Annotated in this window: 19 protein-coding genes; 12 read left to right on the top strand and 7 right to left on the bottom strand. The window is 71.6% G+C overall.

What is annotated here, in order from left to right; translation table 11 throughout:
- Positions 1-16: 16 nt before the first annotated feature.
- Complete coding sequence (locus KV205_RS22945; protein WP_265866500.1) at positions 17-406, bottom strand: MerR family transcriptional regulator; 390 nt, start codon at positions 404-406, stop codon at positions 17-19.
- Between the two features lie 270 nt (positions 407-676).
- Between KV205_RS22945 and KV205_RS22940 the strand changes: the two genes are divergently transcribed.
- The 3 genes from KV205_RS22940 (at position 677) to KV205_RS22930 (ending at position 5,659) form a co-directional block, all read left to right on the top strand.
- Entirely contained in the window at positions 677-1,621 is a 945-nt protein-coding gene (locus KV205_RS22940) for an APC family permease (RefSeq protein ID WP_265866429.1), read from the top strand.
- Between the two features lie 142 nt (positions 1,622-1,763).
- Positions 1,764-2,525 carry a hypothetical protein gene (locus KV205_RS22935; RefSeq protein WP_265866428.1) on the top strand — a complete coding sequence of 254 codons (762 nt, stop codon included), beginning with the start codon at positions 1,764-1,766 and terminating at the stop codon, positions 2,523-2,525.
- Positions 2,526-2,659: 134 nt separating this feature from the next.
- Positions 2,660-5,659: a phosphotransferase gene (locus tag KV205_RS22930; RefSeq protein WP_265866427.1), complete on the top strand. Its 3,000-nt coding sequence runs from the start codon at positions 2,660-2,662 to the stop codon at positions 5,657-5,659.
- 33 nt (positions 5,660-5,692) lie between these two features.
- Here KV205_RS22930 and KV205_RS22925 read toward each other — a convergent pair whose 3' ends face one another.
- Entirely contained in the window at positions 5,693-6,391 is a 699-nt protein-coding gene (locus tag KV205_RS22925) for a hypothetical protein (RefSeq protein WP_374214715.1), read from the bottom strand.
- A gap of 430 nt (positions 6,392-6,821) precedes the next feature.
- On the opposite strand from KV205_RS22925, the gene hemL reads away from it, so the two are divergent.
- The 8 genes from hemL (at position 6,822) to KV205_RS22885 (ending at position 15,109) form a co-directional block, all read left to right on the top strand.
- Positions 6,822-8,129: a glutamate-1-semialdehyde 2,1-aminomutase gene (gene hemL, locus KV205_RS22920; protein WP_265866426.1), complete on the top strand. Its 1,308-nt coding sequence runs from the start codon at positions 6,822-6,824 to the stop codon at positions 8,127-8,129.
- Positions 8,126-8,812, top strand: coding sequence for a histidine phosphatase family protein (locus KV205_RS22915; RefSeq protein WP_265866425.1), 687 nt, complete (start codon positions 8,126-8,128; stop codon positions 8,810-8,812). Before hemL ends, KV205_RS22915 begins: the two co-directional genes overlap by 4 nt.
- Before the next feature lie 212 nt (positions 8,813-9,024).
- The gene (locus KV205_RS22910) at positions 9,025-10,281 is read left to right on the top strand and encodes a hypothetical protein (protein WP_265866424.1); all 1,257 of its coding nucleotides are present in this window, start codon (positions 9,025-9,027) and stop codon (positions 10,279-10,281) included.
- A 97-nt stretch (positions 10,282-10,378) separates the two neighbouring features.
- On the top strand, positions 10,379-10,984 hold the full coding sequence (locus tag KV205_RS22905) for a TlpA disulfide reductase family protein (RefSeq protein ID WP_265866423.1): 606 nt from the start codon (positions 10,379-10,381) through the stop codon (positions 10,982-10,984).
- A gap of 1 nt (position 10,985) precedes the next feature.
- Positions 10,986-11,723, top strand: a complete 738-nt coding sequence (locus KV205_RS22900) for a cytochrome c biogenesis protein CcdA (protein WP_265866422.1) — start codon at positions 10,986-10,988, stop codon at positions 11,721-11,723.
- 3 nt (positions 11,724-11,726) lie between these two features.
- Complete coding sequence (locus tag KV205_RS22895) at positions 11,727-13,442, top strand: cytochrome c biogenesis protein ResB (RefSeq protein WP_265866421.1); 1,716 nt, start codon at positions 11,727-11,729, stop codon at positions 13,440-13,442.
- Entirely contained in the window at positions 13,439-14,527 is a 1,089-nt protein-coding gene (gene ccsB / locus KV205_RS22890; protein WP_265866420.1) for a c-type cytochrome biogenesis protein CcsB, read from the top strand. Before KV205_RS22895 ends, ccsB begins: the two co-directional genes overlap by 4 nt.
- A gap of 51 nt (positions 14,528-14,578) precedes the next feature.
- Positions 14,579-15,109 (top strand): SRPBCC domain-containing protein, encoded by a 531-nt coding sequence (locus KV205_RS22885; protein WP_265866419.1) that lies wholly within the window; start codon positions 14,579-14,581, stop codon positions 15,107-15,109.
- Positions 15,110-15,135: 26 nt separating this feature from the next.
- Here KV205_RS22885 and KV205_RS22880 read toward each other — a convergent pair whose 3' ends face one another.
- The 5 genes from KV205_RS22880 to KV205_RS22860 all read right to left on the bottom strand — a co-directional run bounded on the left by KV205_RS22880 (position 15,136) and on the right by KV205_RS22860 (position 20,911).
- Complete coding sequence (locus tag KV205_RS22880) at positions 15,136-16,701, bottom strand: hypothetical protein (RefSeq protein ID WP_265866418.1); 1,566 nt, start codon at positions 16,699-16,701, stop codon at positions 15,136-15,138.
- Positions 16,702-16,705: 4 nt separating this feature from the next.
- Complete coding sequence (locus KV205_RS22875) at positions 16,706-18,793, bottom strand: hypothetical protein (protein ID WP_265866417.1); 2,088 nt, start codon at positions 18,791-18,793, stop codon at positions 16,706-16,708.
- A 99-nt stretch (positions 18,794-18,892) separates the two neighbouring features.
- Positions 18,893-19,807 carry an isopenicillin N synthase family oxygenase gene (locus KV205_RS22870; RefSeq protein ID WP_265866416.1) on the bottom strand — a complete coding sequence of 305 codons (915 nt, stop codon included), beginning with the start codon at positions 19,805-19,807 and terminating at the stop codon, positions 18,893-18,895.
- On the bottom strand, positions 19,804-20,265 hold the full coding sequence (locus KV205_RS22865; RefSeq protein WP_265866415.1) for a nucleoside deaminase: 462 nt from the start codon (positions 20,263-20,265) through the stop codon (positions 19,804-19,806). The genes KV205_RS22870 and KV205_RS22865 overlap by 4 nt, the downstream gene beginning before the upstream one ends.
- A gap of 43 nt (positions 20,266-20,308) precedes the next feature.
- Positions 20,309-20,911 (bottom strand): NAD(P)H-dependent oxidoreductase, encoded by a 603-nt coding sequence (locus KV205_RS22860; RefSeq protein WP_265866414.1) that lies wholly within the window; start codon positions 20,909-20,911, stop codon positions 20,309-20,311.
- A 176-nt stretch (positions 20,912-21,087) separates the two neighbouring features.
- On the opposite strand from KV205_RS22860, the gene KV205_RS22855 reads away from it, so the two are divergent.
- A complete protein-coding gene (locus KV205_RS22855; protein WP_265866413.1) occupies positions 21,088-21,579 on the top strand; it encodes a hypothetical protein in 492 nt (163 codons plus the stop codon).
- The last annotated feature ends 546 nt before the right edge of the window (positions 21,580-22,125 follow it).

Genomic DNA, 22,125 nt, shown 5'->3' with positions numbered 1-22,125 from the left:
CGCCTGCCGGCGTCTCCTACGGCACCCGCGCCCGCAGCGACCCCGCGAATTCCTCCGCTCGGGCCAGTTGGGCGCGGAGTTCGGCGACGCGTTCCGTGGCCGCGTGTTCGTAGCTGCGGACGCGGGCGACGAGGGCGGCGCGGGTGGTGGGGTCGAGTTCGTGGGGGGTGGCGGGGGCGTCGGCCGTGAGGCGGTCGACGGCGTCGAGGAGTTCGCGGGTCTCGTCGAGGGTGAAGCCGAGGGGCTTCATGCGGCGGATCACCATCAGGCGGGCGACGTCGGCGTCGGTGTAGAGCGGGAAGCCGCCCTCGGAGGACGCGGACGGGACGACCAGGCCGCTGTCCTCGTACTGGCGGATGGTGCGCAGGGACAGTTCCGTCCGGGCGGCGACCTCGCCGATCTTCATGGGGCGCACGGGGCTGCTGAGCACATCGGGTCCTTCCTCGGGGCGCGGCTTCCGCGCATTACATCCGATTCGTCCTAACTTCAGCACTTATGAGAGCTGGAAGCGTGGCGAAACGCCTGCTGGTAGGACGTCCGTTGGACAGCGCACGGCTCGGCGAGACCCTTCTGCCGAAATGGATCGCCCTGCCGATCTTCTGCAGCGACCCGCTCTCCTCCGTCGCGTACGGCCACCGAGGAGATCCTGCTGATCCTCGCGCTCGGCGGGCTCGCCGTGCTCCATCTGGCCTGGTACGCGGCGGTCGGCATCGTCATCCTGCTGCTCGTGGTCGTCGCCTCCTACCGGCAGACCTGCCACGCCTACCCGGGCGGCGGCGGGGCCTATGTGGTCTCCGCCGAGAACCTGGGGACCACGCCCGCCCTGATCGCGGCGAGCGCGCTGCTCATCGACTACGTGATGACGGTCGCCGTGTCCGTGCTCTCCGGGGTCGCCGCCATCACCTCGGCGGTGCCGGCGCTCGACGGGTACGCCACGCTGCTGTCCGTGGCCTTCGTGGCGCTGCTCGCCTGGCTCAACCTGCGCGGGGTGCGCGAGTCCGGGCGCTGGTTCGCCCTGCCCACGTACGCCTTCGTCGCCGTGATCTATCTGATGTTCGCGGTCGCGGCGATCCGCATGGCGACGGGCACGCCCATCCGCGCCGAGTCCGCCGACCTGCCGGTGCACCCGGTGTCCGCGTACTCCGGCCTCGCGCTCGTCCTGCTCGGCCTGCGCGCCTTCGCCTCCGGCTGCACGGCGCTCACCGGCGTCGAGGCGATCAGCAACGGCGTGCCCGCCTTCGAGAAACCCAAGAGCCGCAACGCCGCCACCACCCTCGCGATCATGGGCGGACTGTCCGTGACCATGTTCTTCGGCATCACCACCCTCGCGATGGTCTACGACGTGCACGTCGCCGAGGACCCGACCGAACTCGGGCTCGCGCCGGGCACCCCGACCTCCACCGTGCTCGCCCAGATCGGCCGCGCCACCTTCGGCGACTGGCACGTCCTCTTCTACGCCCTCCAGGCCGTCAATACCGCTCCGTCGTCCAGCCGGTCCTGCGCCACATCCGCGACGCCCCGCAGCGCACCGGCGACGCGGTCGTCTCCGTCGTCATCCCCGAATACGTCGTCGGCCACTGGTGGGAACAGCCGCTGCACAACCAGATCGCGCTGCGCCTGAAGGCCCGGCTGCTCTTCATGAAGAACGTGGTCGTGATCGACGTCCCCTACCTGCTGGCATCGGCACGCCAAGTCGGCGCCGACGCGCGTACATTGGTGGACCCGGAATGAGGCGTGTCGTGGTGTGACGGAGGGGGCGCCCCGTGGTCGAGAAGATCGTTGGCGGCATCGTCGTGGCCCTGCTGACGGGCGTGGGGCGCCTGTTGTGGGCGAACAGGAAGCATCTCTCGCTGCTGTGGGTGCTGTTCACGCCGTTCGGGCGGGCGCGGGTCTCGGTGGCGGTGCTGCTGCGCGTGTACGACGAGGACCACTTCGTGCTCTTCGCCTCCGCCAACCGGCCCGGCGCGTTCGGCCCGCCCGGCGGCGTCGTGAAGTACCAGGAGTCGGCCAAGCGGACCCTGGAACAGCTCGGCTTCGAGCCCGAGGGCCGCAACCGCGAGGTGATGAGGCACGACCTGCGCGGCTTCCTCGGCGCGCTGCGCGTCCTGGGCTTCGCCCGCTGGCTGTCCAAGGAGACCGACCGGGAGACCGCGACCGACTGTCTGCGGCGCGAACTCGTCGAGGAACTCGGCGAAGTGGGCCATGAAGAACTCATTCCGCTCGCCCGGGAGGTCGGTTTCCGGTCAGCCCGCCGCGTCATCGACGGGCCGCTGAAGGTGCCGGGGGAGAACTACCGGCAGATCCGTTTCTTCGACGTCTACGACCTGGTTCCGGACAAGCCGGAGGCGGTCCGGCTGCGCGACGCGCTGCTCGAACTGGCGGCCGACTCCGACGAGCAGATGGTGATCGGCGTGAACCGCGGCGAGATCGCCCGCGGCCGGGCGCAGACCCATGTCGTCCTGCCGCAGTCGGCCTTCCTCGCAGGTGACAAGCGGTTCCGCGAGGACCTCACCCCGGCGTCCTGACCCGTCCCGCAGGCGACCCGAGGCCCGCCGCGTCCGCTCACGCGCGCGTGGCGCAATGGCCCCTCCCGTACCGCCGATGATCTGCGATAGATCCATGCCGAACGACCCTCTGCGCGCAAGCGGTACGAAAGGGCATGGCAATGGCGCCATACATCTCGCGGGACGAATTCGAGCACTGTTTAACGACCGTCGACGAGGCCATGGGCGATGCCCTGGCCGCCGAACCGTGGCTCGAACCGCGGTTCGCCAGGTCGCGCGAAGTCATGACGGAGGCGGAGCAGGAGCTCGCCGGCGGCAACATGGTCGGACCGGCCTTCAAGATCGCCAATACGGCGCGCACCGTGGCCGTGGACCACTACATGAGGGTGGACCCGGACCGGGCGCGAGGACTCCTCGACATAGCGATCAAGCTGTACGGCTTCCGCGACCAGCCGCAGTTCGCCGGGTCGATCGCGAAGTGCAAGGAGCACCTGGCCCAGCTCGACCTCCCGGCACCGGAGCCGCCGGAGCCCACCCCGCCGACGCCCTCTCCGGCCTCGGCCCCCGAGCCCTCCCCGGATGAGAGTGCCGCCCAGGCGCCCGCGCAGACCACCACCCAGACCTCCGCACCCGTCCAGACCTCCGCGCCCGCGCCCGTGCCGCGCCAGGCCGGCTCGGCGTCCGCCTGGCGGCGCACCGCCGCCGATGACGACTCCGACGACGGCGAGACCGAGGGATCGGCGCTCCGGGAGCACCACCGGAACGTCAACTGGGAGCAGCTCCTCGCCGAGTGGCGGGACGGCGGGGCCGACGAGACGCCCGCCGAGGACCTGATCGACGCCTTCGGCGAGCACGTGATGGAGATGCTCCGCCGGAACGCGCCGACGGCGGCCGATCGGTTCGGAGCTCTGCTCAAAGACGATCTGCGGCGGCTCAGGGACCATCTCGCCGGAACCTCCGTCCCCAGTGACGTCTACGCGCCGCTGCACGAGCGGGCGAAGGAGGTCCGGCACGTCACGGCCCGCGACACGCGCACGTACGCCCGGGGAGGGACGGCCGCGGAGGGCCGGCAGATCCGGCTGCAGTGGCTGTCGTCCGCGCTGCTGAACGTCTCCCTGCGGCGGCACATGGCGGAGAACGACTACCAGATCGTGGCCGACGTCCTGGGCTACCTGCAGACCCTGCAGATCGAGTACCGGGTCGACAACGCCCGCCGCGAGGATCTCCTCGCCGTCTCCGAGGCGACCTCGCTCGTCGCCGTCGGCGAACTCCAGGAGTACCACCTGGACAGCGTCAACCAGGTCTGTCAGTGGGTACGGCTCGCCGTCGGGTTCCAGCTGCTCGTCCGCGGGCCCGAACCGGTGCTGCCGGGGGAGGCCAGGCGGCACGCGCGCGTTCAGCGCCCCGACGACTCGGGCCGCTACTTCCCTCCCGAGCAGTGGGCGCAGCTTCTCCTCAGGCAGTGGGCGGGCGAACCGGAACACTGGGACAGCATCGCCTTCATCCTGCTGATCCTCTCCAACTGGAAGGCCGAGGGCCTGGAGCGCCTGCTCGCCGCCCTGTACCGGCCCCACTACACCGCCCTGGGCGGACCGGTGGCGAAGGACGAGATCCGCGAGTTCTGGCGGGAGCGCGCCCTCGCCATGCTCACCGCCGCCCGCGCGGTCCGCGTGGTCCGCAACGCCTGGGAGCCGGGCGCGTCCGGCGCCGCCGCCTCCACCTCGATGTCGCTGACCGAGCGGGACTCCGCGGTCCAGCTGCCCAACCGGCTGCTGCAGGGCGTGGCCGTGGAGCTGGCGCCGAAGACGAACGGCGCCGTGATGCAGGGCGCGCTCTTCGCCGACCGGCCCGTACCGACCTTCCTCGCCTCCAACGTCTTCGGCCCGATCGGCGTCCTCAAGATCGACGAGGCCACCAAGGTCCAGCGCGAGAAACGGAACTTCGACGCGTTCGGCGAGCTGCTGCACCCGGTCTACCGGTCGAGCAAGTGCACGGTGTCCACCGCGACCGTCATCAACAGCAGCAACGGGCAGCGCTACCAGGGCATCCTCACCTCGTACGTGTTCCGCAACCGCGACGAGCCGACCACCCTGCGGGCGTGGCTGGTGCGGTCCGACGACGTCAAGGGGGAGACCCTCCAGGACGTGGTCGACGATCTGCTGCTCGAAGCCCTCGGGCCCTGGCTGAGCAACGCCAGCCGCGCCATGGGCGACCTGCGAGGCGAGTACCCGGCGCTGCGGCCCGACGACCACGAGCGGACCGAATACGTCCCGGGCAAGGACGCCCGGACCGAGCTGGAGCACTTCGTGACCCCGGAGGTCGCCGAGATCTTCGGCGTCGACGGCGGGCTCACCTGGCGGCCCCGCACCCTCGGGGCGCTGTTCGAGGGCTCCGCGTCCCGGGCCGGCCTGCTGGCCGACGACCGCGACGCCGGGCTGACCAACCCGCTGTGGCTGGTGGCGCACATCGCGGAGGTCTTCCCGGAGGGGCCCGAGAACCCAGCACAGCAGGACCAGGAGGACCAGGAGGACCAGCAGGACCAGCAGGACCAGGAGGACCAGGAGGCCCAGGAGGACCCGGCCGAGCTGCTCGAATGGCTGCTGTACGACCGCCAGGCGGGCCTGACCACCCGCTCGTACCTCACCTGTGTCGCCCACGGCGATCTGCACTGCGAGAACGTCCTGGTGGGCGGTACGGAGCGGGCCGAGCGGCGCCCCGACCTGTACATCATCGACTTCGAGACCACCCACCGCGGCCACATCTGCAAGGACTTCGCCCGTCTCGAATCCGCCCTGTGGTCACGGACGTTCGCCTGGACGCCAGAGCAGCTGGCCGAGATCCGGCCGTGGTTCGCGCGGGCGCTGAGCGGGGAGGCGCTGTGGGCTCCGGCGATCCCGGAGACGGCGGATCCCGAGGTACGGCGGGTGCTGACCTGTGTGACGCGGCTGCGGGCCATCCTCAAGGGGTGTGAGCAGCCGAACTGGGCGTTCACGGACCTGGAGTACCGGTGGGCGCTGTTCGCCTCGCTCCTGCCGTTCGCCCGCTACCGGGACCACGAGACGCCGAGCAACCGCTTCCTGCCGTTCCTGCTCGCCGCCGAGGTGGCCGAGGGGCTGATCGAGGACGCGCGGAAGGCCACCGGCCGGCGCCCCTGACCCGACCCCGTACACGCGACAGAGGCACCGGTCCTACGGCCACACCAGGCAGTAGGGTTGGTGCCCCGCCTCGTGGAGGCGGTGGCTGAAGTCCTGCCACTCGTGGAGCAGCTGGTAGACGTTGAACGCGTCCTGGGGGCCGCCGCGGTCGGGGACCGTGGACCAGATGAAGGCGGCGGCGCCGACGGATTCCTCGCCGATGCCGCGGAGGGGGTCGACGACGGTCATCGGGAGCTTGACGACCGCGTAGTCGGGGTGGAGGACGACCAGCTCCAGCGGCGGGACCTTGTGCAGGGGCATGCCCTGGATGCCGGTGAGGACCATCGCGGCTATGGTCTCCGGCTTGATCTTGGTGAACATGCCGCCCATGCCGAGCTCGTCGCCGCCCAGCTCCTCGGGGCGCATCGAGATCGGGACCCGGGCCGCCGTCGCGCCGTCGGGAGCGCCGAAGTACTTGTACGTGACGCCCAAGCGCCCGCCCCCGTTCCCGTGACCGTTTCCGCCCGTGTCTCCGCCGCCCACCGGGGTCACCGAGCCCTCGACGGGGCCGGCCTCGCGGGCGCGGGCGGCGCGGCGGGCCCGGGCGCGCCCGAGGCGGGACTCGTCGGCGGCAGGCTGGCTCCGCTCGGGGGCGGGAGCGGGGGCAGGGCTCGGGGCAGGGCTCGGGGGCGTGGGGTCGACCGGCTCCACCGGGCGTACGGGCTCGGCGCCCATCCGCGGGTCGGCACCCATCCGCGGCTCGGCGCCCGACCTCGGCTCCGCGCCCATCCGCGGCTCATTGGCCCGCGGCTCGTTGGCCCGCGGCTCTTCCGTCCGCCGGCGCCGGTGCCTCCCCCTCCGGACAGGGTCGGGACCCAGGTCGTCCGTCCCCTCGCCCGGTCCGCCACCGCGATGCATATCTCCACCCGACTGCTGTTCCGGTCCGCGGTCTGCGCGCGCGGCCCGATCATCGTGACAGTGACCTCCCCCACGGTCGTACGGTGAAACACCTGTCCGCAAGATCGCCGTGGCCTCTGACACCATGGATTCCGTGAGCCATCCTTATGACGCCCCAGTTTCGCAGACGCGACGGAGACACGCCCCGGCGTAATTCACAGGGTGCCCACACCGTCCCCACGTACTCGACGTCGTCCTCGCAGGTCAGGATCAGGTCAGGATCACAGTGCCGTACTCATACGAAGCCCCAGTCTCACAGACGCTTTTCGACCGCGCCTCCCTTGTGACGCCCGGCGGCGTGAATTCGCCGGTGCGGGCCTTCCGGGCCGTGGGGGGAACGCCCCGGTTCATGGTGTCCGGTACCGGTCCGTACCTCACCGACGCGGACGGTCGCGAGTACGTCGACCTCGTCTGCTCGTGGGGACCGATGATCCTCGGCCACGCGCACCCCGAGGTGACGGCGGCGGTGCAGGCGGCGGTGGCGCGCGGCACCTCGTTCGGTACGCCGGGCGAGGGCGAGGTCGCGCTCGCCGAGGAGATCGTGGCGCGGATCGAGCCGGTCGAGCAGGTACGTCTGGTGTCCTCCGGCACCGAGGCGACGATGTCGGCGATCCGGCTGGCCCGCGGCTTCACCGGGCGCGCGAAGGTCGTCAAGTTCGCCGGCTGCTACCACGGGCACGTGGACGCGCTGCTCGCCGCGGCCGGCTCCGGCGTCGCCACCTTCGGCCTGCCCGACACGCCCGGTGTGACCGGCGCGCAGGCCGGCGACACCATCGTCCTGCCGTACAACGACATCGAGGCCGTGCACGAGGCCTTCCACCGCCACCCCGGCGAGATCGCCTGTGTGATCACCGAGGCCTCCCCGGGCAACATGGGCGTCGTCCCGCCGCTGCCGGGCTTCAACCAGGGGCTGAAGGACGCCTGCGCGAAGAACGGCGCGCTGTACATCTCCGACGAGGTCATGACCGGCTTCCGCACCTCGCGGGCCGGCTGGTACGGCGTGGACGGCGTCAAGCCCGACCTGATGACCTTCGGCAAGGTCATGGGCGGCGGCTTCCCGGCGGCGGCCTTCGGCGGCCGCGCCGACGTCATGGGCCACCTGGCCCCGGCCGGCCCGGTCTACCAGGCGGGCACCCTGTCCGGTAACCCGGTCGCCACCGCCGCGGGACTCGCGCAGCTGAAGCTGCTCGACCCCGCCGCGTACGAGAAGGTCGACGCGGTCTCGAAGGAGATCCAGGGCCTGGTCACCGGCGCGCTCGCCAAGGAGGGCGTGGCGCACCGGCTGCAGACCGCCTCCAACATGTTCTCCGTGTTCTTCACCGACGGCGAGGTGCGGAACTACGACGACGCGAAGAAGCAGGAGGCCTTCCGCTTCAACGCCTTCTTCCACTCGATGCTCGCGGACGGCGTCTACCTGCCGCCGTCGGCCTTCGAGTCCTGGTTCGTGTCCACCGCCCACGACGAGCGCGCGGTCGAGCGGATCGCCGCCGCGCTGCCGGCCGCCGCCCGCGCCGCCGCGGAGGCCACCGCATGAGCGCCCCCGAGACCGACATCACCGTCGTCCACCTGATGCGGCACGGCGAGGTGCACAACCCGGACGGCGTGCTGTACGGGCGCCGGGCCGGCTACCACCTGTCCGAGCTGGGCCGGCAGATGGCCGACCGGGTCGCCGAGCACCTGGCCGACCGCGACATCACCCATGTCGTGGCCTCCCCGCTGGAGCGGGCGCAGGAGACGGCGGCGCCGATCGCCAAGACGCACGGTCTGGGCCTGGCCACGGACGCACGGCTCATCGAGGCGGAGAACGTCTTCGAGGGCAAGACCTTCGGCGTCGGCGACGGCGCGCTGAAGAAGCCGGCGAACTGGAAGCACCTCACCAACCCCTTCAAGCCGTCCTGGGGCGAGCCGTACGTCGAGCAGGTCGTCCGGATGATGGGCGCCCTGGACGCGGCGAAGGACGCGGCGCGCGGCCACGAGGCGGTGTGCGTGAGCCACCAGCTGCCGATCTGGATCGTGCGCAGCTTCGTGGAGAAGCGGCGGCTGTGGCACGACCCGCGGCGCCGGCAGTGCACGCTGGCCTCGCTGACCTCGTTCACGTACCGCGGCGACAAGATCGTCTCCGTCGGGTACAGCGAGCCGGCCCTCGACCTGGTCCCCGTCCACCTGCGCGCGGGCGCGAAGCCGGTGCCGGGCAAGGCGAAGGCCTTCGGAGCGTAAGGCGTAAGGCGTAAGGCATAGGCGGTGGCCTTCGGGGCGTAGACACCGAGGCTCCCGCCGCAGTACACCCTCAGGGCGGTCGGACGACAGCACGTCGTTCGACCGCCCTGAAATTTGTGCTATTTCCCGGAACCTCCGTGTTCCTCCCGTCATCTCACTCATTGTCGGTTTGGATGACGTTCAGGTCTTACGTCAGCGCGAATGGGGAAGTCATGCGCGGGATCAATCGGAGGAGTCTGCTCGGGGCGGGAGTCGGTGCCGCCGCCGCGATGGGGCTGGCCGCCTGCAGCACCAACAACAAGGACAACACCGGACGTTCCGGACCCGGCAAGGGGGGAGACGCCACCGGCGCCCCGGACCCCTCCGCCAAGCCCACCCAGGACGACGGCCGACCGATCGGTGACGGTTCCACCTCCGACACCGGAAAGCAGCCGAACCAGCCCGACGCCCCCGTCCCGCTCGAACCCGGTCAGACCCCGCCGCAGTTCGTCGTCTTCTCCTGGGACGGTGCCGGCGAGGTCGGCAACGGCCTCTTCCCGCGCTTCCTCGAACTCGCCAAGAACCACGACGCGGCGATGACCTTCTTCCTCTCCGGCCTCTATCTGCTGCCCGAGTCCAAGAAGGACCTCTACCGCCCGCCGAACAACCGGGTCGGCGCCTCCGACATCGGCTACCTCACCGACGACCACATCAAGGAGACGCTGAAGAACGTCCGGCAGGCCTGGCTCGACGGCCACGAGATCGGCACCCACTTCAACGGGCACTTCTGCGGCGGCTCCGGCTCCGTCGCCCACTGGACCCCCGCGCAGTGGCAGAACGAGATCGACCAGGCCGTGGGCTTCGTCACCCAGTGGCGGACCAACACCGGCTGGACCGACCTGCCGTCGCTGCCCTTCGACTACTCCAAGGAGCTCGTCGGCGGCCGCACCCCCTGCCTCCTCGGCCAGGACAACCTGCTGCCCACCGCCAAGCGCCTCGGCTGGCGCTACGACGCGAGCTCGCCCGGCGGCCGCCAGATGTGGCCGGTCAGGCGCGGCGGCGTCTGGGACCTGCCGCTGCAGGCCGTGCCCTTCCCCGGGCACTCCTTCGAGGTCCTGTCCATGGACTACAACATGCTCGCCAACCAGTCGAAGAACACGACCAAGGGCATGCCCTCGCGCTATCCCGGCTGGCGCAAGCAGGCCGCCGAGGCGTACCTCAACGGCTTCAACCGCGCCTACGAGTCCAACCGCGCCCCCTTCTTCGTCGGCAACCACTTCGAGCAGTGGAACGGCGGCATCTACATGGACGCCGTCGAGGAGGCCCTGAAGGGGATGGCCGGCAAGAAGGACGTGCGGCTCGTCTCGTTCCGCCAGTTCACCGACTGGCTGGACGTCCAGGACCCCAAGATCCTCGCCAAGCTGCGTACCCTGGAGGTCGGCCAGTCCCCGGCCGGCGGCTGGAACACCTTCCTCCGCCCGGCCGCCTAGCCCGCCCCGCCCGACTTAGACGATCTTGACAAGGGGCGTTACGGGCACGTAGTGGGGGTGCCCAAGATCGGCGAAACGCCCATGCGAAACTTTTCACATGAGCCTCAGCCATGCCCCTCGTCGCGCCCTGCCGGCGGTCGCCCTCGTGGCCGCCGCGCTCGTGCTGACCGCATGCAGCTCCGACTCCAAGGGCAAGTCGGGCGGCGGCGGCGACACCAACTTCGTGACCAACACGGGGGGTATCGCCACCGTCGCCAAGGGCGAGCGCAAGGCGGTGAACGAGCTCGCCGGGGAGACCCTCGAAGGCAAGCAGCTCGACGTCGCCGGCTTCAAGGGCAAGGTCGTCGTCCTCAACGTCTGGGGCTCCTGGTGCGCGCCGTGCCGCGCCGAGGCGCCGCACTTCGCCAAGGTCTCCAAGGAGTACCAGCCCAAGGGCGTGGAGTTCGTCGGGATCAACACCCGCGACTTCCAGAAGTCGAACGCCGTCAACTTCGAGGCGGACTACGACATCACGTACCCGAGTCTGTACGACCCGGCCGGGAAGATCGTCCTCGGTGCCTTCCCCAAGGGCTCGCTGCCGCCCCAGGCCATCCCCTCCACCATCGTCCTCGACAAGCAGGGCAAGATCGCCGCCCGCTCCCTCATGGCGCTCGACGAGGACAAGCTGAAGTCCGTGATCGACCCGCTGGTCGCGGAGAAGTGACGTGAACGAGACGGTCTTCAGCGGAGCGCTCCTCCTGGCGGTCCCCATCGCCGTGCTCGGAGGACTCGTCTCCTTCTTCTCGCCCTGCGTGCTGCCCCTCGTCCCCGGCTACCTCAGTTACGTGACCGGGGTCACCGGCACCGACCTCGCCGAGGCCCGCCGCGGCCGCATGGCGGGCGGGGCCGCCCTCTTCGTCCTCGGCTTCACCGTCGTGTTCGTCTCCGGCGGCGCCCTGTTCGGCGGCTTCGGCAGCGCCCTGCAGGTGCACCGGGAGATCATCTCCAAGGTGCTCGGCGTCCTCACCATCGTCCTCGGCGCCTTCTTCATGGGCGCCATGCCCTGGCTGACCCGCCGCGAGTTCCGCTTCCACAAGCGCCCGGTGGCCGGCCTCCTCGGCGCCCCCATGCTCGGCGTGCTGTTCGGCCTCGGCTGGGTCCCCTGCATCGGACCCACCCTGGCCGCCGTCCTGGCCCTCGCCTCCAACGAGGCCAGCGCGGGCCGCGGCGCACTGCTCACCGTCGCCTACTGCGTGGGCCTCGGCCTGCCGTTCATCCTCACCGCGATCGCCTTCCGGCGGGCGCTCGGTGCCTTCGGCTGGGTGAAGCGGCACTATGTGTGGGTCATGCGCACCGGCGGCATCATGCTGATCGTCACCGGACTCCTGCTCGTTACCGGGGCCTGGGACGGAATCGTCTCCGCGATGCAGTCCTGGGCGGCCGACTTCACTCCGGGAATCTGATCCATGAGCAAGACCGAAACGACAGGGCAAGCCACGGAGCAGCAGGACGGCCTCGGCGCCGCCGGGGAACAGCTGTCCACCGCCCCCCGCGAGGAGACCGCGCTCGGCGGCCCCACCCTCGGCGTCATCGGCTGGATCCGCTGGTTCTGGCGGCAGCTGACCTCCATGCGGGTCGCGCTGATCCTGCTCTTCCTGCTGTCCCTGGGCGCCGTGCCCGGCTCGCTCATCCCGCAGACCAGCGCGGACGAGCTGAAGGTGGCGCAGTTCAAGCAGGCCCACGAGACCCTCACGCCGCTCTACGAGAAGCTCCAGCTCTTCGACGTCTACAGCTCGGTGTGGTTCTCCGCGATCTACATCCTGCTGTTCGTCTCCCTCATCGGCTGCATCGTCCCCCGCACCTGGCAGTTCGTCGGCCAGCTCCGCGGCCGCCCGCCGGGCGCCCCCAAGCGCCTCACCCGGCTCCCCGCGTACGCCACCTGGCGCACCGAGGCCGATCCCGAGGAGGTCAGGGCCGCCGCGCTCGCGACCCTCAAGGGCCGCCGCTTCCGCGCCCACACCGCGGGTGACGCCGTCGCCGCCGAGAAGGGCTATCTGCGCGAGGCCGGCAATCTGCTCTTCCACGTCGCCCTGATCGTCATCCTCGTGGCCTTCGCCGTGGGCCAGCTCTTCAAGTCCGAGGGCGGCAAGCTCATCGTCGAGGGCGACGGCTTCTCCAACACGCTCACCCAGTACGACGACTTCAAGTCCGGCTCCCAGTTCTCCGTCGAGGACCTGGCGCCGTTCGGCTTCAAGCTCGACAGCTTCACCGGCACGTACGAGAAGAACGGCCCCCAGCGCGGCACCCCGCGCACCTTCGAGGCGGCCGTCACCTACTCCGAGAACGGCGGCCAGGACAAGAAGGCGGTCATCCGGGTCAACGAGCCGCTGGAGGTCGACGGCTCCAAGGTCTATCTGATCGCCCACGGCTACGCGCCCGTCGTCACCGTCCGGGACGGCCGCGGCAAGGTCGTCACCAGCGGCCCCGTGCCGCTGCTGCCGATCGACAACAACATCACCTCGTCCGGTGCGATCAAGGTGATGGACGGCTACCGCGACAAGAACGGGAAGAAGGAGCAGCTGGGCTTCCAGGCCTTCTTCGTGCCGACCTTCGCGGGCGCCGGCAAGGGGACGATGTTCTCCCAGTTCCCGGCGCTCGACTTCCCGGTCATGGCGCTCACCGGCTTCCACGGCGACCTGCGGGTCGACTCCGGTATGCCGCAGAACGTCTACCAGCTCGACACCTCGAAGATGAAGCAGTTCGCGGTCGCCGGCGGCACCGGCAAGGCCAACCGCCTGCTTCCCGGTGAGACCATGACGCTGCCCGACGGCGCCGGCTCGATCACCTTCGAGAAGGACATCAAGGAGTGGGCGAGCTTCCAGATCTCGCAGCAGCCCGGCAACGGCCTCGCGCTCACCGGCGCGGTCGCCGCCATCGCCGGACTCGCCGGCTCGCTGTTCATCCAGCGCCGCCGCGTCTGGGTCCGGGCGGTCCGCGGCGAGGACGGCGTCACCGTCGTCGAGATGGCGGGCCTCGGCCGCAGCGAGTCCGCCAAGCTGCCCGAGGAGCTGGCCGAGCTCGCGGCCACGCTCCACGCGAAGGCGCCCACGGCGCCGGAACCCGAATCCGCAGAAGACCCTGCCGCGGAACCTGCCGCAAAGTCCGAAGGGGCTGAGAAGTGATCCTCGCCGCCGAGACCAACGAGAGCCTGGCGCAGCTGAGCGACCTGCTCGTCTACTCGTCCATGGCCGTCTACACCCTGGCCTTCTTCGCCCACATCGCCGAGTGGGTGTTCGGCAGCCGCAGCAAGGTCGGCCGCACCGCCGCCGCCCTCACGCAGCAGCAGCCGAAGGCGGCCGCAGCCGCCCCGGCCGTCCAGGTGAAGACGGCCGGCGGTGGCACCGCCGTGCTCGACAAGCCGCAGGTCGTCACCCGCTCCGCGGCCGGCGCCCGGGACGTCCCGGACGGCCCCGGCGCGGCCGGCGGCACCGTCCAGGGCGACCTGTACGGCCGGATCGCGGTCTCGCTGACCGCGCTCGCCTTCCTCATCGAGGCGGCCGGCGTGATCACCCGCGCGCTCTCCGTGCAGCGGGCCCCCTGGGGCAACATGTACGAGTTCTCCACCACCTTCTCCACGGTGGCGGTCGGCGCGTACCTCGGCTTCCTCGTCGCCAAGAAGAACGTGCGCTGGATCGGCCTGCCGCTGGTCACCACGGTCCTGCTCGACCTGGGCATGGCGGTCACCTGGCTGAAGACGCCCAGCGACCAGCTGGTGCCGGCGCTCGACTCGTACTGGCTGTGGATCCATGTCTCCACCGCGATCTTCTGCGGCGCCGTGTTCTACCTGGGCGCCGTCGCCACCCTCCTGTACCTGTTCCGCGACTCGTACGAGAACAAGCTCGCCACCGGCGGCAACCCCGGCTCCTTCGCCCGCTCCGTCCTGGAGCGGCTGCCCGCCGCGGCCAGCCTCGACAAGTTCGCCTACCGGGTCAACGCGGCGGTCTTCCCGCTGTGGACCTTCACGATCATCGCCGGCGCGATCTGGGCCGGCGACGCGTGGGGCCGCTACTGGGGCTGGGACGCCAAGGAGGTCTGGTCCTTCATCACCTGGGTCGGTTACGCGGCGTACCTGCACGCCCGCGCCACCGCCGGCTGGAAGGGCCGCAAGGCCGCGTACATCGCGCTCATCGCCTTCGCCTGCTTCCTCTTCAACTACTACGGCGTCAACATCTTCGTGAGCAGCAAGCACTCGTACGCCGGAGTGTGACCGTCGGCGTCTGAGCTGGCACCCGCCCCGCCCCGGGGCCACGCTGGAGGTATGAGCGAGATACCCCGGGGCCGGAGCGAGACCCACGACGGCGACGCGCACCTGCTGCGCTACGTGGTCGAGCTGCCACACCCGCCGATCGCGGTGTGGGCCGCCGTCGCCACCCCCGAGGGCCTGCCCGCCTGGCTGTGCGCCGCGGACCCGCTGGAGCCCCGGCTCGGCGGCCGGGTCACGCTCCGCTGGCTGAACAGCGACACCGTCGTCTCCGGACAGGTCACCGCCTGGGACCCCGAATACGTCGCCGAGTACACGGTCGACCCGCCGCACGGCCGGATCCGCTTCCACCTGGAACCGGGCCCGGACCACGACGTGTCGACCGTGCTGCGTTTCACGGCCGAGTTCACCGGCTCGAAGGAGGCCATGCTCGACATGCTGGCCGGCTGGCACGAGCACCTGGAACGGCTGGTCAGGGCCCTGAACGGGCACCCCACGGACTGGCGGGACTGGACGCCCGACCGCTGGCGCGAGCTGCGGGAGCTGTACGAGCGGGACGAGGCGCCCTGGCCGAAGTGGGAGCCGTAGTCACACCCGTATCCGTATCCGTATGGTCAGCCCTTCTTCGGCGGCAGACAGCTCGTGGCCGGCGGGCCGCCCGCCGGCCAGGCGATCGCCACGAAACGCTGGGTGCCGTCCCCGGCGAGCTCCACGATCGGGACCGCCTTGTTGTACGGGTTGCCGAAGTTGTCCAGGCAGATCCAGCCGCTCGCGCCCTGCACCCGCAGCGAGCCCTTGACCTGCGGCCACTGGGTGGCCACGTCGTCCAGCTCCGGGAAGGCCGCGCCGTCCGGGGTGGCCTGGCGGATCGCGTGGACGGCGGTCGCCATCGCGTCGTACGCGACGATCGCCTGCCCGTCCGCGAGCGCCACCGGCTTCTCGTCCGCGCGGGCGATGTCCGTCAGGAAGGTGTCGTACGCGACCGTCGACCCGCCCGTCGCCGGTACCGGCCGGCCCGGCGCGGCCCGCCAGGCGTCCGGGTGCGCGAGCGAGGCGTAACGCACGGTGAGGCGCGTCTTGAGGGCCCGCCGGTCGAGCTTGGAGTCGGCGCCCAGGTAGGAGCCCTCGTCGCCGGTGAGGATGGTGAAGGAGCGCTCGGCGCAGCCGCGGGCGCCGAGCGCGTTGATGAACTGGCGCAGCTGGGTGTGCCGGCCCGCGAAGAACACCGTCTCGGCGCGGGTGTCGCAGATGAGATGGGTGATCTGCCGGAAGGTGTTGGCGGTGGTGCCCTCCTCGGTGGGGTCGGCGGGCGAGGTGAACAGCTGCGGCTCGTACGGGGCGCCCTGCAGGGACTTGGCGAAGGCCGACTTGAGGGTGTCGGTGTAGTGGTCGCCGGTGCGGGTGTCCTGGACGAGGAGGGCCTTGGCGGCGTTCACCTTGCCGAAGTGGGCCAGCGCGTCGGCCTCGTCGCTGTTGGTGGGGGAGACCCGGGCGAGGCCGGGGAAGCGGTTGTTGCCGGGGCCGGGGCCGTTGGCGATGTCGTCGGCGGTGATGGTGGTGCCGACGACGGCGAGGCCGGCCTCGTGGGTGAGGGCGGTGACGGCCTGGCGTACCTCGGCGGAGGAGGTGGCGACGCCGGTGACCGCGCGCAGCTGGTCCGGGGCGTCGGTCATGCCCTTGAGCTGGTCGACGGTGGCCCGCCAATGGGCGTTGTTCTTGCCGGTGTTGGCGAGGACCAGGCGGATCTTCGGGGTCTCGCTGTTGGACTCGTGGTTGGCCCGGTGCTGGCGGGCGTACGCGCCCTGGAGCTCGTGCAGCACCTTGACGCGCATGCCCGCGTCGGGGGAGGTGAGCGGCAGCAGGACGGCGACCGTGGCGTACTCGCCGGGCTTCAGGGTGGCGTTCTCGCGGCCGATCAGCCCGGCGATGTGGGCGAGTTCGGGGATCCGGAAGTCGAAGCCGTCGCCGTTGACGCCGACGCACTCGGCGGAGTCTGCGGGGCGGGCGACCCCCGCCGCACAGGAACGGTTCTCCGGAGTCGTCCAGGTCTTGATCGCCCAGCCGAGCGGCAGCCCGATCACGAGCAGGGCGAGCACGGCGGCGAAGAACCGCTGTCTCGGGGTGTAGAGATGGCGGGCGAGGAAACGGTTGCGCGGGTGCGGGTGCAGCGAGTCGGTCATCGCCTCAGACTCCGTCCTGGCGGCCCGGCGGCAGCGAGGGGCGCCGCCAGGCGTGAATGTCCCTGGGCCAGTGGGTGGCCGCGTCCCACAGCGGGCTGTTGCCGGTGAGATGGCGGCCGGACAGCTGCCGCAGCTCGTGCGCCAGCTTCTCGGTCACCTCCTCGTCGGGCAGCGCCAGCGGATCGGTCAGCAGCCACACGGCGTGCAGCAGCCGGCGTACGGACAGGTGCAGGGCGGTCGCGTCCGCGTCCAGGCCGTCCGGCAGCGGGACGGGCCCTCGGCCGTCCGGGCGGCCGAGGGCGGCGGCCCGCCGTGGGTCGGGTCCGCCGCTGCTCGCCTCGCGCGGATACGGGGCGGAGGCCACGAACCGCAGCCGCCCCAGCCAGCCCACCACGTCCGGCTCAGGGAACGTGGTCCGCAGATGCGTCACCGCGTCCTCGGTCCGGCCCAGGGCGAGTTCGTGGAACAGCCGGTACGGCAGCTCGGCGGCGGGCGCGCCGGCCCGCCCGTAATGCCGGTGCAGCGTCTCGTGCACCGCCCGCCAGGCCGCGTGCCGCGGATGGTCGGCGTCCTCGAAGCGCAGCCGGTGCAGGAGCAGGGCCCGGAGCAGCGGGTCGGCGACGAAGTGCTCGGGGCCCTCCGCCCAGTCCTCGGCGCGCAGCCGGTCCCGTACGAGCAGCGCCATGTCGCCGTCCCGGTTCTCGGCGCGCAGCCGGGTGTGGGCGAGCAGCCGCGCGGACTCCTCGTCGTGCGCGGCGGCGAGCACCGTGAACGGCTCCAGGCGAGGCTGCGGCAGCAGCGCCCCGAGCAGCGTCGGCGCGACCGGCACCGGGTGCGCGTCCTCGCGGAGCTCCACGGTCAGGTCGAGCAGGGCGCCCGGGGTGAGCCCGGGGCGTTCGGCGCGCGGCGCCTCGGCGGCGGCCCGGCCGAGCAGCACCACGCCGAGCGGCCGGCCGCCGGTCAGCCGGTGCACGCCCCGGGCCAGGTCGGCGGGGGTGCGGCCGGACGGGTCGAGCCGGTCGAAGGCGGCCTGGGTCTGGCCCGGCGAGAGCGGGGTGAGGTCGACCGCGAGGATGCCGGAGGTGACGTCGTCGCCGCGCGGCGCGGGCGCCCGGTGCGCGGTCTCCGGCAGCTTCAGGCGGTGCGCGTGCCGCAGGCCCTCGTGCTCACGGACCCGGGAGGCGGCGAACACCACCAGCTTGTCGCGGCGGCCCTCGTGGCGGGCCCGCAGGATCGGCTCGACGAGCCGACGGCCCAGCTCGCCGTGCGCGTTGTCGAGCAGCACGACGGGCCGGCCGCGCCGGGTGCCGACCCGGGTGAGGCCCCTGTAGGCCTGGCCCAGGTCCTCCACCAGCGCGCCGACCAGGAAGCCCTCGGCCTCCCGGCGGCGCCGGCCGCCCTGCTCGAAGTCGATGGCGAGCTGCTGGAGCCCGGCCTTGCCGCGCCCGCCGGCGTTCCGGTAACTCCCGTACCAGCCCTCCGACTTCTGCTGCATCCGCCCGAAGACCTCCTCCAGGACGGTCTCGACGGTCGCCTCCGCGAGCAGCCCGGCGAGCGGGGCTGCGGTCTCCGCGAAGGTCGCGGCGAGCTTGGTCAGCACCTTGGTGACCCAGTTCGCCGCCGCGCCCTTCGTGGCGTCGACGGTGGACAGCACCGGCCCGAGCCGCTGCAGATCCCGCTGGGCCCGCTCCTCGTCCTCCCGCGACCAGCCGACCGACGCGACCGCGACAAGCCCGAGCGAGAGCCGCGGGAACTGCACCGGCTTCGCCCCGGTCACCCGCGGCGCCAGCTGTACCGCCAACTCTGCGAGAGCGCCGGTCAGTTCGGTCCAGCCCGGGCCGTGGTCGGCGGGCGGCTCGATCCGGTCGCAGTCGAGCAGGGCGAGCGGAGTGGCGACCCTGTAGGTGTCGCGGAGCTGCTTGAGCAGCGCGGTCTTGCCCATGCCGCGCCCGCCGGTGAACACGACGACGGGCGGGTCGTCCCCGTGCTCGTACGGCACACGGCCGAGCCCCTCGCCCGCCAACCCGATGAGGCGCGCGGCGAGCCCCGTGCGCTGGAGCACCGCCTCGCGGCCGTACAGGACTCTCGGCACCGGTAATCCCCCGCATCCCGTCAGACGTGCCCCGTCACATCCTCAAGTCCGAATTATCGACGGGGAGTTGGTCATCGGCCAGGGTTTTCGGAAGTCGAGTCACTCCGCGGAGATGGCGTCGAGCTGGGCCCGCAGATAGGAGTGGGACTCGATGCCGTTGATCGTGGTGCCCGGGGTGCACTCGTAGAAGTAGACGAGCGACATCAGCTCCTCGGCGGGCGCGTCGACCGGCGGCGGCAGCACCCGGTGCCGCCCGGAGCGCCAGCGTCCGCCCGTCCAACCTGCCATCAGGTCCCCGATGTTGACGGTGAAGGCGTCGGCTTCCGCGTCGTACGGGGCGTCCTGCCAGCCGCCCTCGTCGGTGAACAGCTGCAACCCGCCCCGGCCCGCCTGCCGGTCCAGGATCGTCACGGTGCCGAAGTCGGTGTGCGGCCCGATCCGGAACTGGCCCGGCTCGGGTGTTCCGGTCCGCTCGGTCCCCGGGTACCAGTTGATGTTGAAGCCGAAGGTGGGATGCCCGGTGTGCCGGGTGAAGAAGTCCTGCTCCTCGCCGAGCGCGAGCCCGAGGAGGTCGAGGACGTGGTCGGAGAGCTCCCGCATCTGGGCCAGGTACGTCTCGACGAGGGGTCTGAGCTCGGGGACCTCGTCGGGCCAGGTGTTCGGCAGGAACCACTCGGCGTCCACGGCCGGATCCCCGGTCGGCGCCTCCGCCGCGAAGGACAGCGACTCCTTGAGGTCGGGCGGGGTGGCGGTGCCCTCGGCATAGCCGTTGGCCTCGGCACCGGGGCCCAGCCAGCCGCGGCCGCCGACCTTCACCGCGTACGGCTCCTTGACGGCGGTCGGGAGGTGGAAGAAGCGGCGGGCAACGGCCCGGATCTCCGCCCGCAGGTCCCTGTCCACGCCGTGGCCGGCGACCAGCAGGAACCCGGCCTTGCGGAGGGCGAGGTCGACGGCGGGCAGCTGCGGGCGGGGATCGCGGCGCAGATCGATGGTGGGAAGCCGGGCCTCGCTCATGCTTCGGGCTCCTCGCCGATGTCCTCGTTCCACAGGGCCGGATGCTCGGCGATGAAGCCCCGCATCAGGGCGACGCACTCGGGGTCGTCCAGGACCAGGACCTCCACCCCGTGCTCCGCGAGCCAGTCGTGCCCGCCGTGGAAGGTGCGGGCCTCGCCGACCACGACCCGCGAGATGCCGAACTGCCGGACGAGCCCGGAGCAGTACCAGCAGGGCGACAGGGTCGTCACCATCGTCGTACCCCGGTACGAGCGCTGCCGGCCCGCCGCCCGGAACGCGGCCGTCTCCGCGTGCGCCGACGGATCACCGTCCTGCACCCGCCGATTGTGCCCGCGCCCGAGCAGCTCCCCGTCCGGCCCGTAGAGCGCGGCCCCGATCGGCACCCCGCCCTCCGCGAGCCCGGCCCGCGCCTCGTCGAGCGCGGTGCTCAGCCAGCGGCGGCCTTGTTCCTGGTCCATGCGGGGAGCCTTCCCCGGGGAGACGCCCACGTCACACGGTTCCTCACACGAGGGCGCCGGCCTCCTCCGCGTAGGGGAAGCGGGCGAGCGGCGCCTCGCCCTGGAAGAAGGTCCGGGCGCGGTCCATCGCCCGCTCGTCGGCCCGCACCCGGCCGGGCCGGGAGCCCGTCCCGGTCAGCACCCCGCCGAACCGCATCCGCAGATAGGCCGCCGAATGGCTCAGCCCGGTCACCAGACCGTCCGCGACCACGTGCTCGTCGTCGGCCATGGCCGTCACCCCCCACAGCGTGCCGCCCGCCATCCGCTCCTTGAAGTCCGACCCCGGCACGTTCAGCCAGCCCGACCAGTAGTCCAGATACCGCTTGGCCTGCGCGGACAGGCTGTACCAGTAGAGAGGCGAGACGATCACGACGTCGCTGGCCTCCGCCGTGGCCCGCAGCAACAGCTCCTCGCTCGCCGAGACCTGCCGGTCGCCGCTCTCGTGCCGCCCGTCCTGGAAGTCCGGCAGCACGTGTTCATTCAGATCCACCCAGCGCTGCGGCACGCCGGCGGGCAGGTGCGCGGCGGCGGCGCGGGCGAGTATCTCGGAGTTTCCGTCGGCGCGGGAGCTGCCGAGGACGAAGAGGAACGAGCGGTCGGTGGTCATGCCGGTGGCAACCCCGAGGGCGCCGGGGGTATTCCGGGCATGAAGATACCCACCAGTAGGCCTTCAACAGGGCCCGGATACAGTGGTTTTGACTGACTGACTGCCGGCGATGTTCGAGGCCGGCGGGGGAACGTGCGCACGGCGGCATGCCGTCGTGCGCGGGAACGAAGGAAATCATGGGTTCGATTCACAAGCGCATCGGCGCGGTCTTCGGTTCGGCCGCCCTGTTCGCCGGCGTGGCGCTCACCGCCGGGGCCGGAACCGCCAGCGCCGACGAGACGGGTGACCTTGCGCCCGACAGCGAGGTCTCCCTGTCCATCACCGGGGTCACGGAACGTGCCGCGATGTCGGCGGACGGGTCGCTGACCATCCACATCAGCAGCCCCCGAGACGGCCACGACATGGGCTTCGTCCGGTGGAACGCGGACCCGCAGCCCGCGCCGAACATCCCGGGCGACTCCCTCATCGCCAAGGACATCAGCCCCGACGGCTGGGCGGTCGAGGCCGAGCTGAGCAACGGCCGCGTCGCCTCCACGCGCGGCCACAAGGCGATCTACATGAAGGTCGTCTCCGGCAACCTGCCCGAGGGACACGCGTACAAGCTGCGTGGATGCGTCGTGAAGGGCAGCGAGCGCCAGTGCACCCCGTGGCGCGCGGTCCACGCCTGATCGCCGACGGGCCGGGCCGCCCAGCGGCCCGGCCCGCGCCCGTGGACCGGTGGGGCGGAAACACGTAAAGATCGAACGTGTGGGCGAGGGTGGTCGGAGCACCGGCCGCGTCGTCCCCGGTCCTGACCGGCGCCGCGACGCCTGGCGGCCGCCGCGCCCGCCAGGCCCGGAGGGCCTGGGGGCCCTGAGCTGAAACGCTCCGGCGCCTTGCGATGTACCGCACTGGGGGTACGACCCCCTGGCTTCGCATTCACCAGTGGTGCCCCACCCCGGGCGAAGCTCTGGGGCGCGGCGAGGCGAAGGCCCGTGCGGCGCGCGGGTGGAGGTTCGGCGGGTGGCCGTTTCTGGTGAGCTTCTGGTGCGGCCGCCCTCTCTCCGAGCGTGGCCCCTCCACCACCGCCTCAAGGGCGCTCCCTTCGGTCGCGTCGCAAGCGATGGCCTACGGCCACCCTTGACCCGGTGGCTCCGGGGGCCTTTAACCACTCGGAGGGCGGTAGGGGGCGGGGCCGCGCGAAGGGTCCGGGTAGTGCCCGGGCGCCGTGGGCG

The organism is Streptomyces sp. SKN60, assembly GCF_026236535.1.
Taxonomy (GTDB): Bacteria; Actinomycetota; Actinomycetes; order Streptomycetales; family Streptomycetaceae; genus Streptomyces.
The sequence above is the reverse complement of the archived record's forward strand: the minus strand, read 5'-3'. Positions and strand labels throughout refer to the sequence as shown.

Excerpts from the sequence above, each read along its gene's own strand:
- KV205_RS22930 (WP_265866427.1), top strand. The coding sequence starts at position 2,660 with ATGGCAATGGCGCCATACATCTCGCGGGACGAATTCGAGCACTGTTTA.
- KV205_RS22945 (WP_265866500.1), bottom strand. The coding sequence starts at position 406 with ATGAAGATCGGCGAGGTCGCCGCCCGGACGGAACTGTCCCTGCGCACC.
- KV205_RS22915 (WP_265866425.1), top strand. The coding sequence starts at position 8,126 with ATGAGCGCCCCCGAGACCGACATCACCGTCGTCCACCTGATGCGGCAC.
- KV205_RS22860 (WP_265866414.1), bottom strand. The coding sequence starts at position 20,911 with ATGACCACCGACCGCTCGTTCCTCTTCGTCCTCGGCAGCTCCCGCGCC.
- KV205_RS22905 (WP_265866423.1), top strand. The coding sequence starts at position 10,379 with ATGAGCCTCAGCCATGCCCCTCGTCGCGCCCTGCCGGCGGTCGCCCTC.
- KV205_RS22885 (WP_265866419.1), top strand. The coding sequence starts at position 14,579 with ATGAGCGAGATACCCCGGGGCCGGAGCGAGACCCACGACGGCGACGCG.
- KV205_RS22865 (WP_265866415.1), bottom strand. The coding sequence starts at position 20,265 with ATGGACCAGGAACAAGGCCGCCGCTGGCTGAGCACCGCGCTCGACGAG.
- KV205_RS22895 (WP_265866421.1), top strand. The coding sequence starts at position 11,727 with ATGAGCAAGACCGAAACGACAGGGCAAGCCACGGAGCAGCAGGACGGC.
- KV205_RS22910 (WP_265866424.1), top strand. The coding sequence starts at position 9,025 with ATGCGCGGGATCAATCGGAGGAGTCTGCTCGGGGCGGGAGTCGGTGCC.
- KV205_RS22880 (WP_265866418.1), bottom strand. The coding sequence starts at position 16,701 with ATGACCGACTCGCTGCACCCGCACCCGCGCAACCGTTTCCTCGCCCGC.
- KV205_RS22925 (WP_374214715.1), bottom strand. The coding sequence starts at position 6,391 with ATGGGTGCCGACCCGCGGATGGGCGCCGAGCCCGTACGCCCGGTGGAG.
- KV205_RS22855 (WP_265866413.1), top strand. The coding sequence starts at position 21,088 with ATGGGTTCGATTCACAAGCGCATCGGCGCGGTCTTCGGTTCGGCCGCC.
- KV205_RS22870 (WP_265866416.1), bottom strand. The coding sequence starts at position 19,807 with ATGAGCGAGGCCCGGCTTCCCACCATCGATCTGCGCCGCGATCCCCGC.